This is a genomic window from Streptomyces sp. NPDC091287, from assembly GCF_044768525.1.
Taxonomy (GTDB): Bacteria; Actinomycetota; Actinomycetes; order Streptomycetales; family Streptomycetaceae; genus Streptomyces.
The window spans coordinates 184,585-201,319 of sequence record NZ_JBIVUV010000018.1 but is presented as its reverse complement, the minus strand read 5'-3'; the positions used below and the strand labels follow the sequence as shown (position 1 = coordinate 201,319).

At 70.7% G+C, this 16,735-nt stretch carries 10 protein-coding genes; 7 read left to right on the top strand and 3 right to left on the bottom strand.

What is annotated here, in order from left to right; genetic code table 11:
• The first annotated feature begins 101 nt into the window (after positions 1 to 101).
• Positions 102 to 1,547 carry an MFS transporter gene (locus tag ACIQRW_RS28700; RefSeq protein WP_403765395.1) on the top strand — a complete coding sequence of 482 codons (1,446 nt, stop codon included), beginning with the start codon at positions 102 to 104 and terminating at the stop codon, positions 1,545 to 1,547.
• A 404-nt stretch (positions 1,548 to 1,951) separates the two neighbouring features.
• On the opposite strand, the gene ACIQRW_RS28695 is transcribed toward ACIQRW_RS28700, so the two are convergent.
• Positions 1,952 to 2,623 (bottom strand): ScbR family autoregulator-binding transcription factor, encoded by a 672-nt coding sequence (locus ACIQRW_RS28695; protein ID WP_403765393.1) that lies wholly within the window; start codon positions 2,621 to 2,623, stop codon positions 1,952 to 1,954.
• A 703-nt stretch (positions 2,624 to 3,326) separates the two neighbouring features.
• Here ACIQRW_RS28695 and ACIQRW_RS28690 point away from each other — a divergent pair.
• From ACIQRW_RS28690 to ACIQRW_RS28675, 4 genes are all read left to right on the top strand, one after another.
• Entirely contained in the window at positions 3,327 to 3,968 is a 642-nt protein-coding gene (locus tag ACIQRW_RS28690; RefSeq protein ID WP_403765391.1) for a ScbR family autoregulator-binding transcription factor, read from the top strand.
• A gap of 402 nt (positions 3,969 to 4,370) precedes the next feature.
• Positions 4,371 to 5,534 (top strand): IS701 family transposase, encoded by a 1,164-nt coding sequence (locus tag ACIQRW_RS28685; protein ID WP_403765389.1) that lies wholly within the window; start codon positions 4,371 to 4,373, stop codon positions 5,532 to 5,534.
• A 146-nt stretch (positions 5,535 to 5,680) separates the two neighbouring features.
• A complete protein-coding gene (locus tag ACIQRW_RS28680) occupies positions 5,681 to 6,523 on the top strand; it encodes a BTAD domain-containing putative transcriptional regulator (protein ID WP_403765387.1) in 843 nt (280 codons plus the stop codon).
• 72 nt (positions 6,524 to 6,595) lie between these two features.
• Positions 6,596 to 7,903: a hypothetical protein gene (locus ACIQRW_RS28675; protein ID WP_403765385.1), complete on the top strand. Its 1,308-nt coding sequence runs from the start codon at positions 6,596 to 6,598 to the stop codon at positions 7,901 to 7,903.
• 171 nt (positions 7,904 to 8,074) lie between these two features.
• Here the strand turns inward: ACIQRW_RS28675 and ACIQRW_RS28670 are convergent, their stop codons facing one another.
• Positions 8,075 to 8,731, bottom strand: coding sequence for a hypothetical protein (locus tag ACIQRW_RS28670; protein WP_403765383.1), 657 nt, complete (start codon positions 8,729 to 8,731; stop codon positions 8,075 to 8,077).
• A 125-nt stretch (positions 8,732 to 8,856) separates the two neighbouring features.
• Here ACIQRW_RS28670 and ACIQRW_RS28665 point away from each other — a divergent pair, with 125 nt between their 5' ends.
• Complete coding sequence (locus tag ACIQRW_RS28665; protein WP_403765381.1) at positions 8,857 to 9,276, top strand: FKBP-type peptidyl-prolyl cis-trans isomerase; 420 nt, start codon at positions 8,857 to 8,859, stop codon at positions 9,274 to 9,276.
• Positions 9,277 to 9,453: 177 nt separating this feature from the next.
• Entirely contained in the window at positions 9,454 to 10,008 is a 555-nt protein-coding gene (locus ACIQRW_RS28660; RefSeq protein ID WP_403765379.1) for a M23 family metallopeptidase, read from the top strand.
• Here the strand turns inward: ACIQRW_RS28660 and ACIQRW_RS28655 are convergent.
• Positions 9,999 to 16,688 carry a beta-ketoacyl synthase N-terminal-like domain-containing protein gene (locus ACIQRW_RS28655; protein WP_403765377.1) on the bottom strand — a complete coding sequence of 2,230 codons (6,690 nt, stop codon included), beginning with the start codon at positions 16,686 to 16,688 and terminating at the stop codon, positions 9,999 to 10,001. The genes ACIQRW_RS28660 and ACIQRW_RS28655 overlap by 10 nt on opposite strands.
• Positions 16,689 to 16,735 lie beyond the last annotated feature (47 nt).

Sequence of the window (16,735 nt, the reverse complement as noted above, 5' to 3'; positions counted from 1 at the left end):
ACAGGTCAGGGGTGTGATTGCAGAATAGATCGTCTATTGCGCAACCATCTGCTAGTGTTTGCTCACCGACAACACGCTCCTGACCCAGAGGGATCGAGACCATGGACACCGCCCGCTCGCGATGGATTGCACTGACAGTCCTCTGCATTGGCACACTGATGACGATCCTCGATGAGACGATCGTCAATGTGGCGTTACCCGTGATGCGGGAGGAGCTAGGGTTCTCTCAGGGTGGCGTCTCGTGGGTCATCAACGCCTACCTGCTCGCCTACGGCGGTCTGCTCATCTTCGCCGGACGGCTCGGCGACCTGATCGGCCACAAGAACGTCCTGCTCCTCGGTGTATCGCTCTTCACGATCTCGTCCGTGGTGGCGGGCTTCTCGCAGAACGCGCCCACCCTGGTCGCCGCGCGGTTCGGGCAGGGCGCCGGTGCCGCGCTGGTCACGGCGGTGACCCTCGCGATCATCGTGATGATGTTCCAGGAGCCCGTTGAGCAGACCAGGGCGATCGGCTTCTACAGCTTCACCTTCGCCGGCGGCGGCGCGCTCGGCCTGATCGCCGGTGGTGTGCTGATGGAGCTGACCACCTGGCACTGGCTGTTCTTCATCAACCTGCCGATCGGTGTCATCAGCGTCATCCTCGGCTGGAAGCTGCTCCCCAGCGGCAAGGGACTCGGCCTCTCCGCCGGCCTCGACGTATCGGGTGCGGCCCTGCTGGTCTCGTCCGTCTCGCTGCTCGTCTACGGCATCGTCAACGCCGAGCACAACGGCTGGACCGGCAGCACGCTGGCCTACCTGGTGGGCGCTGTCGTTCTGATGACCGCCTTCGTGATCCGCCAGAAGAAGGCCAAGGCGCCCCTGTTCAACCTCAAGATCCTGAGCGACCGCGACGTGGCGGGCGCCAACATCGTCCAGTTCCTCGTCTCGGGCGGGCTCTACGGATCCTTCTTCGTGGCGACGCTCTACCTGCAGCAGGTCCTCGGCTACACGCCGATGGAGATGGCGCTGGCATTCCTCCCGCTGACGGTGATCACCGCCCTCGGGTCGATCGCGATCAGTCCCTATCTGACCGGGAAGCTGGGCGAGCGGGTCGGGCTCATCATCGGGCTCGCGATCTTCCTCGCCGGAGCGCTGTTCCTCGCCCGTACGCCGCTCGAAGCGACGTACATGATGGACGTACTGCCCTCGATGTTCCTGCTCGGCCTGGGCATCGGTCTCTGCCTGCCGCCGATCATGAGCCTGGCGATGTCCACCGCCAGCGAGGACGAGGTCGGTGTGATCTCCGGTCTGACCAACTCGACCGGACAGGTCGGTGGCGCGCTGTTGGTCGCCATCGTCGCCTCGGCCGCGGGCTCCGTCACGGCCTCCCGGATGGACGGGGGCACCAACGAGCGGGAAGCCGTGAACGCCGGCCTGATGTACGGCAGCCTGGCCCTCGCCGGAGCTCTCGTCGTCGCGATGGTCGTAGCGGCGTTCGTGATCCGCAGGCGGCCGGCGGAGACACCCGCCGACGGGGCCCCCGCCAAGGACGCGGTCCACGTGGCCTGATCCATTTGCTTTCCGGAACTTCGCGATCTCCTGGTGCTTCCCGCGGTGCGGGGCGGCACCAGGAGATCCGTGCTGTGTCCGCCCCCTGTCCGAAGGTCCGGCCACCGTGCCCCCGGCCACCCCACAGGTCCTCCTGCCGCCACAAGAACGTACCGATCGTCCGGTCGGTTTGTCGCGCAGCGCGGGCCGAGAGGAAGAGCCGTACAGCACGGTGCGTGTGATGGCCCCTCAGGCGGCCGGCCGTCGCCCGGGCGAGGAAAGTGCCCATGCAGCGCCCGAAGAGGGCGTACATGCGCTGTGGGGCCGGACAGCACCCATGGCCCGGTTCGCCGCTCAACCGGCGCGCGACGCACAGAGCCCCTGCCTGCCCCAGGGAGGACCAGGGGCAGGCAGGGGCGGGTGCCTCAGGCCGCGTCCCCGCAGGCTTCCGCCATGTCCCACTTCTGGGACCAGACCTCCTCCGCCGCGCTCCCCTCGGGGTTCAGCTGCTCCCGTGCCGCCTCTGTCGACAGCTGGGGAAGCACAAGCCGCCAGTAGCGCGTGACGGCATGCCGCGCGTCCCACTCCGCGCCCGTGCGGTTCAGGGCGTCGAAGCCGGCGACGACGGCCACGATGGCGAACGCGGCGTCCTCGACCGCCACTTGGGGTGCCAGACTGCCCTGGTCCCTGGCCACGGTGAGCATCAGCTGAACCCAGTCCTGCCACTGCTCCCACAGTTTGACGTCGCTCTGCCAGGTCGGATCGCTGCCGAGGCCGAACCCCGCACGCAGAACAGGGTCATCGCGCAGACCGCGGGCGAGTACGTGCGAGGTGTCGACGAGAAGTTGCAGCGGGGAGGGGTGGCGCAGCGGCACCCGCCCGGTCAGGCGCAACAGAATCTGTGCCGCGATCAGTTCGACCGCTTCCCCGAGAGCCCTCTTGTTCTTGAAGTGGAAATGCAGCGCACCGTTGCTCACACCGGCCCGTGAACTGATCGTCGCTATGGATGCTTCCGCGTATCCGGCACTGCCGAATACCTCTGCGGCTGAGCGGATCAGTTCCTGGCGGGTGAGAAGGGCACGGTGCTGCTTGGCCATGTGGCGCTCCGATGGCAGTGATGAGGCGACTCATACACACGAGAACATGCCACAGACCAACCGTGGGTAACCAACGGGTGAGCTCTGTCGATGCACGACCTGACCGGATCCTGACCGTCCGCGTCCCGGCGGCCGGTGCCCAGGGGGGATGGGCGTCGTTCACAGGCGCGCCCGGAGCACGCTCTTGAGCAGTTGTGTGCGCCCTGCGTTTCTCCTGGTCGTACGGTACAAACAGCAGAGAAAACGCTACGAACCGAAACTTCGGCAGGTATCAAGCCCGCCCAGCACGGCGCCGACCGGTGTGACAGCTCTCCCGTGTCCCGCTGCCCACTGCCCGGTCACGGTATCCGGCCGTGGAGCCGGCCCGGAAGAAGCCGGACGCGGAGGATGGTTTCCCCCTCGAACTCCCCCGCGCCTTTGGCTGGATCATGAGGACGCGGCAGCACCACGAAGAAGGTGCCGCAGGCGAAACGAAGCCGCTGTGCAGCCGGGAGCCGACCCGAAGGGTGCCGTGCGGGCGAGAGGCGCCGCAGGTGATGCCTACCACGACCTGATGCGATGGCCGTATTCAACACAGCTCCCCTGGCTGGTTGTTGATGCATCGGAAGGTGAGGTGCTGTTAAGGTACCGGCCCTCCGGTCTGTATTGGCTCAGGTAAAATTAAGTTCAAACCTCGGTAAAAGTCACGTCATGGAGGCGCGAGTTGACCAGGCAGGAACGTGCGCTCCGCACGCGAAGAATGATCCTTGAGGCCGCCGCCGAGATGTTCAACGAGCTCGGATACGACGCCACCACCATCAGTGGCCTCATCGATCGGATCCAACTCACCCGTGGCGGGCTCTACTTCCACTTCACCTCGAAAGAGGAGTTGGCGCGTGGCGTGCTCGAAGAGGCGATCTCGCTGGACGGCTTCGTACCGCAGGCGTTCAAGCTGCAGGAATGGGCGGACCTGGCGCTGCTGCTCGCCCATCGGCTTCCTCGGGAGCCGGTGCTGAGCGCCTCGATCCGACTGTCCGTCGACATCAAGGCCCGGGACATGTTCGGTACGCGCTGGCCCGTCTGGACCGAGATGGGCAATGAAATACTCACCGAGGCCAAGGACCGGGGCGAGCTGCTGCCCCATGTCGACCCGTGCGAGACGGCACGCCTGTTCGTCGGCGCGTGGACCGGAGTGCACCTGCTCACGGAGGTGCTGCCCGACGGGGACCTCTCCAAGGAGGTGTCGGGCCTCCTCGCGCTGGTCCTGCCCAATGTGGCCTGCGCCGGCGTCCTGGCGAAACTCGACACATCACCGTACCGAGCCGAACGTCTCCTCGTCGCCGCCGGTGTTCCGCAGCCCTCGTGACCGTAGTTTCCCCCTGGCCTGCCTGGTCACCCGAGTTCCCCCGCCGTTGTCCGCGGCCGCCGGATCGTCCCCTCTCTGGAATTCCTGTTCTCAATTGTCGCTCTTCCCTCTCGCGCTACCCACCTGCGGCATTTGGCGCGTCCTGTTTCCCCGCCAACTGTTAACGTCCGCGTAGTCTCGGCCCCTCGGCCGGCTCAAGTGACTTGCCGTCATAAAGGTCCGTTTTCCCAGGTCGTGGCAGGGATCCTTGGGTGCCTCGGGCGCCGGGGCCTGTAAGGATGCCGGAGCTAGCCTGTATAAATAAAGCGGATGCCAGGCCTCTTTTGGGGGAGGGGGGCGAGCTCTCAGGCCCGCAGCAGGGCGGGTCGTTCCGCTGCCGGACCGGCGTAGCACGGGGGAATTGTGGACCTGAATGCACGACTGTCCGACGGCACGCGAGTGGCGGTGTCGGAGCCGCCTGCCCTGGACCCCGAGCTCTGTGCCCGGCTGTTCGGCGCCCTGCGACGCGCCAGCCAGCGCAGCAAGGCCGAGCAGTACGTACACAGCCTCCTGGCACTGCCGGGGCGAAAGACGCTGCGCAACATCGCGACACAGTTCGACGGGGCGGCGGCCCAGCAGAGCGTGCATCACTTCATCAGCACATCGCCGTGGGAGTGGATGCCCATACGGCACGCCCTCGCCCGGCAGGTCCAGCGGACGCTGGCTCCCGAAGCCTGGGTCATCAAGCCCACCGCGATTCCCAAGGTCGGGTCGCACTCGATCGGTGTCGACCAGCAGTACCTGCCGCGCCTCGGGCAGACGTTCAACGGCCAGCATGCCGTGGGGGCCTGGCTGGCCTCCGACCGCAGTGCCGTCCCCGTCGACTGGCGGCTGCAGCTGACCGGTCGCTGGCTGGAGGACGATCCACTGCGGCGGCGTGCCGGCATCCCCGACGACGAGACGGCCGGAACCCTGGAAGCGGCCATATGCAACTCGGTCGCCCAGGTCGTGATGCCCGGTGGCATGCCCGCCGCGCCCGTCGTGGTGGACGTCGACGGCATCGATGCCGTCGCCCTGGCGCAACATCTGTCCGCCATGGGTCTCGCGTATCTGGTGCGCCTCGATCCACAGGCTCAACTGCGATTGGATCGGGCGAAGTTACCCAAATTCAGCGACCGTGCGCGGACCGCGGGCGAGTTGGTCGCCTCGATGACCCGCTTCCGTCACCGGGTGAATCCGGGCGGCGACCTTACGACGGCCGTCGCGATCCCCGTGGTCGCGCCGCCGGGCGCGTGGGCCGGGGGGATGCTCTTGGTGGGGGAGTGGCGTGACGTGGCGGCGGACATGCGCCTGTGGCTCACGACCGCTGACCCGCCGCCGCTGTCGACCCTGTTGCGGCTGGCTCGGCTCTCCTCGGTGGTGGCTCGCGATTTCGGCGACATCTCGGAAGGCGTCGGGATGACGGACTTCGTGGGGCGATCGTTTCCGGGCTGGCACCGCCACATCACGCTCTCTTCTGTCGCCCATCTCGTCGCCGTGCAGGTACGGGGCGCCGCGAACCAGGCGTCCCCGGCGGCTGCTGGGTGAGCTGGGCCACAACTACCAACCTACTGTCCGGTAACATGACACTCTCGCCTCCGGACGTGATGGTCGAAGGGCGTCCGCTCCTTAGTGTCTGGAACCGACACAACCAGTATCGCGGGCGCGCGGGCGCCGGAACGGGAGCGTGGGTAGTGCAGTTCAACCTGATCGGGCCTTTCGGGATCGTCACCGACGGCGGCCGGGCATACGCTCCCAAGGCTCCCAAAATCTGCCAGATACTCGCGGTGCTCGCGCTCCAGCCCGGCGAAGCCGTCGCCGCCGACACCCTGGTCAGGGAACTGTGGGGCGACAACGCTCCCGGCAACGCGATCAGAACCCTGCAGACGCATGTCTACCACGCACGACAAATGCTCGAGGACGCTCAAGCCGACTGCCCAGTACGTGAGTTACTCATGACCCAAGCGCCCGGTTACCGTCTCGACATCGGCGCTGACGAGGTCGATGTGCATATCTTCGAACGGTTGGTGCGAGGTGCCCAATGGGAGCTGAGTGAAGGCTCCCCGGAGCTGGCGGGAGATTATCTCGACCGAGCCCAGAAGCTGTGGCGAGGCCCCATGCTGAGCAACATACCCGTGGGTTCCCGGCTCACCGGGCGTATCGCGCACCTGGAAGAACTCCACATCCGCTTCTTGGAGTTGCGTGTGGAGTCCGAGAACCGCCTCGGCCGCTACCGGGAGTTCCTGCCCGAGCTGCGGGCGCTGGTCCACGACTACCCGCTGCACGAGTGGTTCCACGGCCGACTCATCTCGGCGCTGCATCGTGCCGGACGTCGGGGCGAGGCCCTGGAGGCCTACCAGAACCTCTATCGCATCCTCAAGCGTGAGCTCGGCCTCGAACCGTCCACGGACGTGAAGCGACTGCAGGCCGAGATACTCCACGCGGCCACCCAGGACGCGGTCCAGCTGTGCCCCCGCAGGACCACCGCGCTGCAATCCGCCGCTACGTCGCTGTGGGAACCCGCGGTCGCCAGCTGACCAGGTGGGCGGGAATCCACCGCTTCTCGTCGGACGTCGGCCGTAGGCTGTGGCGGGAAACAAGGGGAGACGATGATTGACTACCGCAAGGCAACCGTTCCGGTATGGACGCTCGCGACCGGTGAGACCCGGGTGCCCGCATGGGGCGAAGACGGGCCGATGACGGCTGAGCGTCTGGGCGAACTGCGCGGCGTGCTGGCCGTTCTGGCCGATGAGCCGATCGCCACACTTGAGGTACATCCGCTGCCCGACAAGCTCGACCGCAGCCGAGGCATCCCGCTCGATGCCGTGAGTCCCCTGGCACAGCATCTGTCGCAGCTCGTCACGCAGACAGCGCGAAACTCCTCCACGGCGGCCTCGGCGACCGCTGCCGGCGAGAACCTGTATCGCATGGTGGTTCCGGCGAAGGTCGCCGCCCAGTTCGGCCAGGGCCTCGTTCGCCCCATGGCGGCGAAGGGCGTGGCCGGCGGCATCTACGGTTCCCTCGTGAGCTCAACGGGCATCGCGGCCAACGCGCCGTTCGTGCCGGTAGGGAGAGCGGCGGCAGCGGGAGCGGTCGGTGGGGCCGGCGCGACAGCGGGTGTCGCGGCCACCGGCAGCGCGGCGATCACCCTGGCCGCGCCGCTCGTGCTCATGGCCGTAGCGATGGGGGTGAGCGCGCATGCAGACCGCCGGCGCCGACAGGCCATCGAGCACATAACAGAACTGCTGGAGCAACTGCACGAAGAGAAGCTCGACGACGAGCACAGCGAGCTCGACGGCTGTCGCGACGCCATCGACAAAGCCACCGCCATCCTGCTCGACCAGGGCAAGCTCGGGGCCTCGCTGGGGCTGGACTCGGCTGTGCATGCCATCAACACCGCGTTGGGCGCCGCTGACCGCCGCCTTGACCGGTGGCGGAACGCACTCGACAAGCTGCCCGTCGGCGAGGCCGTCGAGATCGGTACGCTGACCAAGTCGTTCCCCGGCGTCGACGACCGGGGCGGGCGGTTCCGCGCGCACCTCGAACTCGCCGCCCTGGCCCTCGCGCTGAAGCGGCGGGTCATCGTCCTGCAAGCCGTCGAGCACGCCCAGAGCGACCCCGGCAACCTCTTCGAGAGCTTCACCCGCGCACTCAAACGCGACCAACAGCGCCTCGACGAAATGGAGTCAGGCATCGCCGGTGTCCTCGTCCGGCTGTCGGCGCTGGAGCTGGCCCGCCCGAACGGGTTGCGGCCCGTCTTCACGCCGGGTGAAGTCGATCGCCTGATGCGCGCGACACACCGCATCCACCAGTTGGGCGACGGCGTCACGGTCGACCCCCGCACCACGGACGTCGCGATCGAGATCGCCCGCGAAAGGGACGGCTCGGTGGTCGTGTTCCCTGCGCTGCCGGCCTAGGGCCTGTCTGACAATTCCCGTCGTCGCCCGCAGGGCGGCCGCGCGGCGTCAGGTGCGCGCTCTCGGCGTGCCGGCCCCAGGCCCTCGTACTGGACGTACTTGGGTCTGGGGTCGGTGCGGCGAGAGTGCGTGCATGGCGTCGTGAGGCAGACGGGAATTGTCAGACAGGCCCTAGGGAGTGTCTTCACGCGGGCCCGCCGACGGGGGCGGTGTGTGCCTCGGCCATGGGGTGCTCACCTGTTCCACAACGGCGGCCCGGAGCGCTTCCAGGAGCACGCTTCCGGGATACATCCCGAACGCTCGGTACTGCCTGTGGTAGTAGCACGACCAGTAGCTCACCACGCGCCGCTCAGTACGTGCGAAGAAGGCCGGGTTGCGCGCGATGAACCCCCCGTAGAGCCGGCGCTGGGCCGAGCCCGGCTCCGCCAGCCCGGGCAGCCCCCGCCCGATCGACGTGATGATCTCCAGCACGTATTCGCCGGCCAACCGCACCACGAACGGAACCACCCACGGCTCACCCGACGCCAGGATCTGTTCGAGATGCCGCTGGCGGACCCGGCCGTCGTGGTGCCGGGAGTACAGGCAGTGCAAAACCATCTGCTGGGTCTCGGACAGGCCCCGCTCGCAGCCGGTGCCCGGTTCGGCGTTGTAGATGCGGGACGGGATGGCGACGGTCCCGCCCTGTACCTCGACCTCGAAGGGCGTCGTCGGTGCGGTGGCGGACTCCGGCACAACGGCCAGGACACGACGCACGTCATCGGCGAGACGGGGCGGAAATGCCGCCATCAGGGCGTGAGCGACGTTCGACGGATCTCGTTGCACCTGCACAGCAGGAGGATAGGTGCACCCGTGGGCCACGGGCTCTGCCGGTACGGTGATCGCCTGCCGCGTGGAAGGTCCATGCGTCCGGCCGGCCCGTGCGAGGGATGCCGGTGGCGAGCGAGAGGACCGTGATGAGCGAACTGACGAAGCCCGGAGTCGAGGTCCCGGAGGGTGAAGCGCCCGCCGAGCTGACGATCCGGGACCTCGTGGTGGGCGACGGACCCGAGGCACGGCCGGGCCGGGTCGTCCAGGTTCACTACGTAGGGGTCACGTTCGCTTCCGGAAGGGAGTTCGACTCCTCCTGGGAACAGGGCCGGCCGTTCAAGTTCGCCGTGGGCGGTGGCAGGGTCATCAAGGGCCTGGACCGGGGGGTCAGGGGGATGAAGGTCGGCGGCCGTCGCGAGATCATCGTTCCCCCGCGTCTCGGTTACGGCAAGCAGTCGCCCTCCGCGTCGATCCCGGCGGGCTCGACGCTGATCTTCGTCGTGGACCTGCTCACCGTCGTGGGCGGGCCCACCGGGGCTGGGCCCGGCCCGACCGGCTCGGCCTGAACGCGATGTTCCCGAGGTACCTCGTCCCGGTTTGCGACGGCCGGCGGGCTGGTGGCAGGGATCCGGACATAGGCCCTGAGGCCCTTGTCCGCCCGGCGGCCGGCGGCTGATCCTTGCACTCCCGCGCCCCGACAGGGCGCGGAGGCCGGGCCGTCGGGAACGTGAACGGAGTCGTACATGAGCGGGATGAAGAGAGTTCTGCGCCGCACGGCGATGGGGGCGAGCGCCCTGCTCACGGCGGTGGGTATCACCATGACGGGTGCGTCCCCGGCCGCGGCGGTGGACTACTACTACGAGCTGCCCTACCCGGCGGGGGAGGCCTACACGGTGACCCAGGGGCCGGAGGGCACGTACTCCCACACCGGTCCTTACAACGAGTACGCGTGGGACTTCGGGCTCCCCGCCAACTACGAGGTGTCCGCCGCGCAGGCGGGAACCATCGTCTTCTCGAACTGGTCGCCGTACTGGCAGAACGGCATCGAGGTGATCATCCGGCACTCGAACGGCCAGTGCACCCACTACGCGCACCTGAACAGGTCGTTCCACGAGCCGGGCGACTGGGTTCCGCAGGGCCGGATCGTCGGCTGGTCGGGCAGTACGGGCGCCTCCACGGCCCCGCATCTGCACTTCCAGGTCATCGACTGCAACAGCCGCGTGGGCCTGCCCGCCACCATCCAGGGCTGGACGCCCCACACGGGGACGCGCCCTGTCAGCGTGAACCACTACGCCTGACCGGACCGGGCCCGCACGGGCGCTCCCGGCACCACCCGCATGCCCAGTCCCCGCACCCGGTAGATGCACCTGTCGTCGCCCCACAGCGACGCGTCCGCCACGGCGTAGGGACCCCGGGCGTCCGTGCCGCTCTCCACGATGTCCATGTCCACCCGGATCAGCCGGTTGGCCGGGGTGATCTGGCCGCGGTACGTCCAGGTCGCCTCACGGCCGGGCAGCACCGCTTCGAACCCGGGGGCGAGGAGCCCGTCGGCCGCGCCCTGCTCCAGCAGGTGGTACTGGAGCAGTTGGCACATGGCCTCGATCCCCAACGAGCCCGGCTGCACGGGGTCCTGGAAGAAGTGGGCCCGGAAGAACCAGGCGTCCGGACGGACGTCCTTCTCCGATCGCAACCGGCCGAGCCCCTTGCTTCCGCCGTCCGGCCAGTGGCCCGTGATCCGGTCCAGCATCAGCAACATCCCGCCCGGCAGCCGCGGTTCGCCGGCGCAGTACCGGGCGGGACGGGAGGTCAGATCGACCATGCGATCGCAGGGCTCGTCCAGGCGGGCGCGGTCGGCGGCCGAGGTCGCCAGCCCCTGCTGGTCGTCGAAGGCCGACCGGGGGAAGTAGCCGAAGACCGTGGCGAGTTCGAAGAGCGGCGCGTCGTCGGCCGTGCACGTCACCCGGAACGACTCGATGATCATGTCCCCACTGCGCGAGACACGGGTCAGTTCGGCCCTGGTGCGGACGGTGCGCGTCGCCGGGGTGACCTCACCGGTGACCGTTCCCGACCCGTCGAGATTACGGAACAGCAGGTCCGCCTCGCTGGTCGTCGCGCTGCCGACGTACGAGGCCAGCCACCCGCAGGGCTGTAGCGCCGTCTCCATGAGGACGGCGAACGGCATGAGGTGGCCGCCGTTCTGCTCGAAGTACCACGCCCGGTCCGGCACGTCGTACTCGGCGACGACGACGCTGCCCTCCCGCATCCCGCCCTGCGGACCGTCCACCGACACGATCCGGCTCATGAAGTGATAGGGCGGGCCAGGAAGCCGCGCCACCCTGCGGGTGCCGTCGAAGGGCTCGTACATGGCGCCGAACGCCTCGCTCGGCCTGCCCCAGGCGCACGCCAGCAGCGAGGCGTGGTCAAAGGCGAACCCGTCGGCCGCCACCGCCACCGGCTTCTCCTCCCGACGCCCGGTCAGCCCGCCGAGACGGGGCAACGGCACCGGGACCCCATCGGTCTGGACGGTGGGCGGACCAGAGTGCCGCCAGTGCGACAGCGGCCAGTCGGGGACCAGCCGGAGGGCCATGTCGGTGCCCAGGAACGCCTTCCGCCCGTCCACCGAGCCGAGGACGTCGGCGTGGAGCGTCGGCACCGGCCCGGCCGAGACGCCCCGTACGAACACCTCGTAGACGACCCTCCGGTTCTCCGGGGTCGCCTGGCCCCGGCACATGGCCCTGGAGGGGTGCTCGTCGACCGTCTCGAAGCGCCAGCCGTCCCGGTCGATGGTGAAGCCCATGGCCGTCAGGTAGAACGCCATCGCCTGGAGACCGCCCTGCAGCATCAGGGTGCCCGGCATACAGGGGTCGTTCTTGAAATGGCCGGTGAAGAACCAGTCGTCCGGGGACAACGCGGTCTCGGCCCGCAGATACCCGCGCCCCCACGGCCCTCCGGCCGGGTCGAACGCGGTGACCTCGTCCAGCAGGCGCAGCCGCTCCTCGTCGAGCCCGGGCGAACGGACGTGAGCCGCCGTCGCCTCCCAGCCGAGCCCGAAACAGTCCGCGGGCCGTCCCCGCGTCAGGGCTCGCACCCGGTCGGCGTCGAAGCGGGTCCGTTCGCAGCGCACGGCCGGCGGGTCGAGCGGCAGGTCGTCCCCGGGCACGCGGCCGGCGGGATCCCAGCGCACACCCCCGCTGCCGGCGAGCTCCGCGGAGGTGAAGAACCCCGCCTGCCCCTCACGGACACTGAGCCGCAGCTCGCCGTCCACGTAGCAGTCGTAATGGAAGAAGGCCAGCCGGACGCCGTCCGCCTCCGCGTGACCGTCCAGATGGATCTCGAAGCACAGGGTGTCACCGGGGCGCGGCGGGCCTCCGTGGAACGTCACCTCACAGCCGAGCAGCCGGTACGCGCGCTCGCCCCGGTTCAGCAGGTCGACGCCCAGCCAGCTGAGCAGGAGCAGGTCGGCCTGGCCCGCCTCGATCAGCACGCCGGCCGGCATACGCCCCGTCGCATCCAGGTACCAGCTGTCGGGCAGGACATCCGTCTCCGTCCAGATCCTCCCGTCCGTGCGGACCGGGCCCGGCAGGACGAGCGCCGCGGGCACCGCGTCGATGCCGGTGACCCGGTCGGCGAGCAGCATGGGCGGCCCGGGCATCCGGGTCTGTACCGCGTAGCCGTCCTGCTCGGCGAAGAGCGGACCGAACAGCGTGGAGATCTCGCGGGAGGCGAGGTGCTCCAGTTGGGCCCGGTCGAACGTCGGCCCGGGCCGCTGAGCCTGCCCGGGCCGCGGAGCCTGCTCCGGCTTCGGCTCCGGAGCCCGCACGTGCGCCGGAGCCGTGGAGGGCCGGGGCAGAGGAAGCGCTCGTACGGGTACGGGTGCGGGTTCGGGCTGCCCGGGTCCCGCCGCGCCCGCCGCGGTCAGCGCCCTGACGGCGAGCGCCGACACGCGCAGGAACCGCCGGTGGGATTCCGCGTGCGCGGCCATGACCTCCTGGTGCAGCGCGGCGACCCGCAGACTCTGCCGGGCGACCACGTCCCCGACCCCTGCCGTCCCCGGCTCACGGGCGCCGTCGGAGGGCAACCGGGGCCGCTGTGCCGGCGCGGCGGGCGCGGCCGGGGCGGAGAGGCGCTCGGACCCCTCGTGCGCGGGGGCGACCACGTGGCCGGGGTCCCGGTCCGGCGAGGCGGGGAAACCGAGGCCGATCTCCGTCACCGGGGCGAGTTCCGGGGCCCGGGGCAGAACGGTCACGGCGCGCTCCAGGGGCGGTAGACACGGAGAGGGCGGTACGGGGACGGTGACGGTGGGGCCGGGCCGAGGAAGGCCGGTCGCGGCCCCGGCGAGCCGGGCGAGCAACGCGTCGGCCTCCACCGGCACCCCGGCGACGACGAGTTCGCCCACCGCGAGACACAGGTGCCGCAGGCTCGTGTCGCCCGGGGTGTCCAGCGCGACGGCCACGTGCTCCCGGTCGCCGAGCACCCGTTTGATCCAGCCGGTGCACAGCCTCCGCGGGCCGTGCTCCACGAAGACCCGGACACCGTCCGCCCACGCCTGTTCGATCGTGGCCGCGAAGTCGATCGTGCCGAGCCCCTGCGCGGTGAGCGCCTCGGCCGCCCGCTCGGACGTCGGCCGGTACGCCCGGCCGGAGGCCCCGCTGTAGAAGCGAACGCCGGGCACATCGACCGTGGGGCGGCTGTGGGCCTCGTGCCACACCTCCCGGACCTCCGCCAACTCCGGTGCGTGGGCGGCCATGTCGTAGTCCAGCTCGATCGCCCGGTCGACGCCGATCCTGGCCACGACGGCCGCGCACGCCCGGGACTCGCCACCGATGACGCAGACCCCGGGCGCGTTCACCGCCATCAGGTGGACCGCCCGCTCCCCGGCGAGCTCCGCGCGAACTGCCGCCAGGGGCGCGGCGATCAGATGGCTCGACCACCGGTCGCCACGGATGCCCCGCTGCCGCCAGTAGCTCCGGACCGCCCGCAGCTCGCCCGCGAGTTCCGTGGTGAACAGGCCGCTGTCCCGGGTCGCTTCATAGAGCCCCGAGGCGTCCGGCCAGGCTCCCAGCGCGACCAGCGCCGTCGACTCGCCCGAGGAGTACCCGATCGCCGCGTCCGGCCGCAGTCCGAGCACCTCGCGGCTGAACACCGTGTGGAACGCGGCCAGTTCGGCGACGGCCCAGATCTGGCCGAGGACCCCGGGCTCGGTCCCGGACCGCAGCCGCGCCCCCATCGCCCCATGTTGCTCACGGACCCGCTCGCCCAGCGACGGCAACGCGAGGGCCAGCTCATGGCCCATCCCCGGGTACGCGGCCGAGCCGTTCGTGTACACGAAAGCGGTCTGCCCGAGGACCGGCCCGTCCCGGTACGACACGTCCGCCGGGCGGGCCCCGCCCTCCGTCAGCCAGCGACGGGCCGCCTCCCCGCGCTCCTGCCACGTGGTGCCACCGTCGACCACGAAGGCCAGCCGGGCCGGGCCGGCCGAGGACTCCGTGCCGGCCTCCAGCGCTGCCAGCACCGCCCGGCGGTCGGCCCCGGAGTAGACGTGCAGGCGCGGGGCCGGGCCCCGCAGCCACGGCCGGGCGTCCCCCGCGCGCAGCCGTACGCCGGCGGCCGGCCCCTCCAACGGCGTGACCACAACCCGCGCGGTGTGGGCGACGGCCGCGGTGTCCGCCGGTCCGCCCGGGCGGGGTACCGCGCGGTGCTGGAGCGAGAGCGCCGCGACCGCGACGGAGACCAGCCCGGACGCGGCATGAGCACGCCCGAAGGAGGTCGCCGGATCGAAGACCGCGTCGGGGCCGTCGCCGATGACCATGTCGGGTTCGCCGGTGGCCTCTTCGTCCAGTAGGGCCACGACACTGTCGCCGTCCCCGCGAGCGGCGTCCAGGGACTTGAGGACCAGGACGACGGCCGCGTCCCCGGGCTCCTCGTCGCGGCCGAGATCCCGCAGGGCGGCCCGGTGGACCGCCTCGCAGGACAGGTCGGTGGCGCCGACGAGCGCGGCGTCGGCCTCCCCCGACCGAATGGCCCGAGCCGCGATCCCCAGCGCCACCAGCCCGGACGCCTCCTCCGCCGACACCGTGAACCCGGGCCCGGCCAGGTCGAGTTGGGTGCTGATGCGGTTCGCCGCGAGGTTCGGCATGCTGCCCACCACGCCCTCCGCCGTCATGGCCGGGGTGAACGCGTCCCGGGCGAGATCCGCCGACGCCGCGCCGACCGGCGTCCCCGACTGCGCCAGCCAGTGCGGAATCCGCCAGCGCGCGCCCGCGCGGGCCACCTCGGGGTCCACCCCCGTACCGACGACCACCAATGTCCGCTCGCGGGGCAGGCTCACCGCCCGGGCGGCCTCCCGGGCGGCCTCCAGCACCAGGAGCTGATGACGTACGGTCCGCTCCAGAGCCAGCGGCGGGAAGCACAGGTCCGTCAGCTCCACGGCGATCTCCGCGACGGGGCCACGCCGTTCGCCGCCCAGCACCGCCCGGCGGAAGTCCTCCAGCGACGTCCCCCCGCCGACCCGGGCTCCGACGGCGACGATCGCCACCGGTGTACGGTCGCCCGGCCCGGCGGGTGCCGGAGCGGGATCCGGGGCCTCGGAGGTCGGCCCGGCGCACCGGGCGGCGGGCCGCGCGCCACCCGTCGGCCGGGGCACGGCGGGCGGGGGAGGGCAGTCCGGGGAGTCGACGATCAGATGGGCGTTGGTCCCGCCGAACCCGAAGGCGCTGACCGCCGCCCTGCGCGGCCCCGCCCACTCCTCGGCCGCGGCCAGCACCCGCAACGGCGTGCCCGCCAGCACGTCCAGCGGTCGTCCGGCGCCGAGCGACGCCGGACGCACCCCCGCCCGCATCGCGCCGAGCACCTTCAGCAGTCCCGCCACACCCGCGGAGGCCAGCAGATGCCCGATGTTCGACTTCGCCGAACCGATGGGAACGTCGTCACCGGCCCCGAAGACCCGGGCCATGCCGCGCGCCTCCACCGCGTCCCCGACCGGCGTCCCCGTGGCGTGGCACTCGACGAGCGACACCGACTCGGGAGCGACGCCCGCCATCTCGTACGCCAGGCGCACGGCCCGTACCTGACCCTCCTCCGACGGGCTGATCAACCCGGAGCCACGCCCGTCGTTGGACAGCCCCACACCGCGGATCACACCGAGCACGGGCAGGCCGGCGGCGCGGGCGTCGGACAGCCGTGTCAGGGCCACGAACCCGGCGCCCTCGCCGTGCACCAGCCCGTCCGCGTCCCGGTGGAAGGGCCGACTGCGCCCCGTGCGGCTGGTCGCGGACAGCGCGCAGAACCCCACGTGCAGGTAGAGGGGATCAGGGCGGCTGACCGCGCCGGCCACCATCAGATCCGCCGTGCCGTCGTGCAGCCGGTCGCACGCCAGCTTGATCGCGTACAGCGAGGACGCACAGGCGGCGTCGAGGGACCACGCCCCCGCCCCGAGCCCGAGCGCGCGGGCCGCGAGCCGGGCGGGCAGCCCGGAGGAGAAGCGGTTGCGGGCATCGGGCCGGGTCCGCCGCTCACCCGCCAGCAGGGCGTCGCGGAGCGGGGGGCGTTGCGCGGACAGCCATACGTGTTCGGCGAAGGCCGCCCCGGCTGGCGTGGGGTACGACAGGTTGCCCAGCACCAGGCCTCCGCGCGGCAGCGGGCCCGCGTGCCCCGACTCGGCGAGCGCCTGCCGGACTCCGTACAGGACCCAGTGGAAGAGCGGGTCCAGCGACGCGATCCGCTCCGGGGCGAGGGGGAAGTCGGCCGGGTCGAAGACGGTCTCGAACCCCTGGACGTAACCGCCGACGTCCGTCCAGGCGCGGTCGAGGTGATCCTCCACCGAACCCATGGCCCACCGGCGCGGCAGCCGCCACCGGCCCTCCGGGGCGGCCGACAGGCTCGTGCGGCCGGCGGCGATGTTCTCCCAGAACGTGTCCGGGTCCAGCGCACCGGGCAGCACACAGCCCCGGCCGACGACGGCGATCGGTTCGAAACGCATACGGGTCTCACTTCACGGCGGGGAGCGGCGGGCCGGGACCAGGAGGG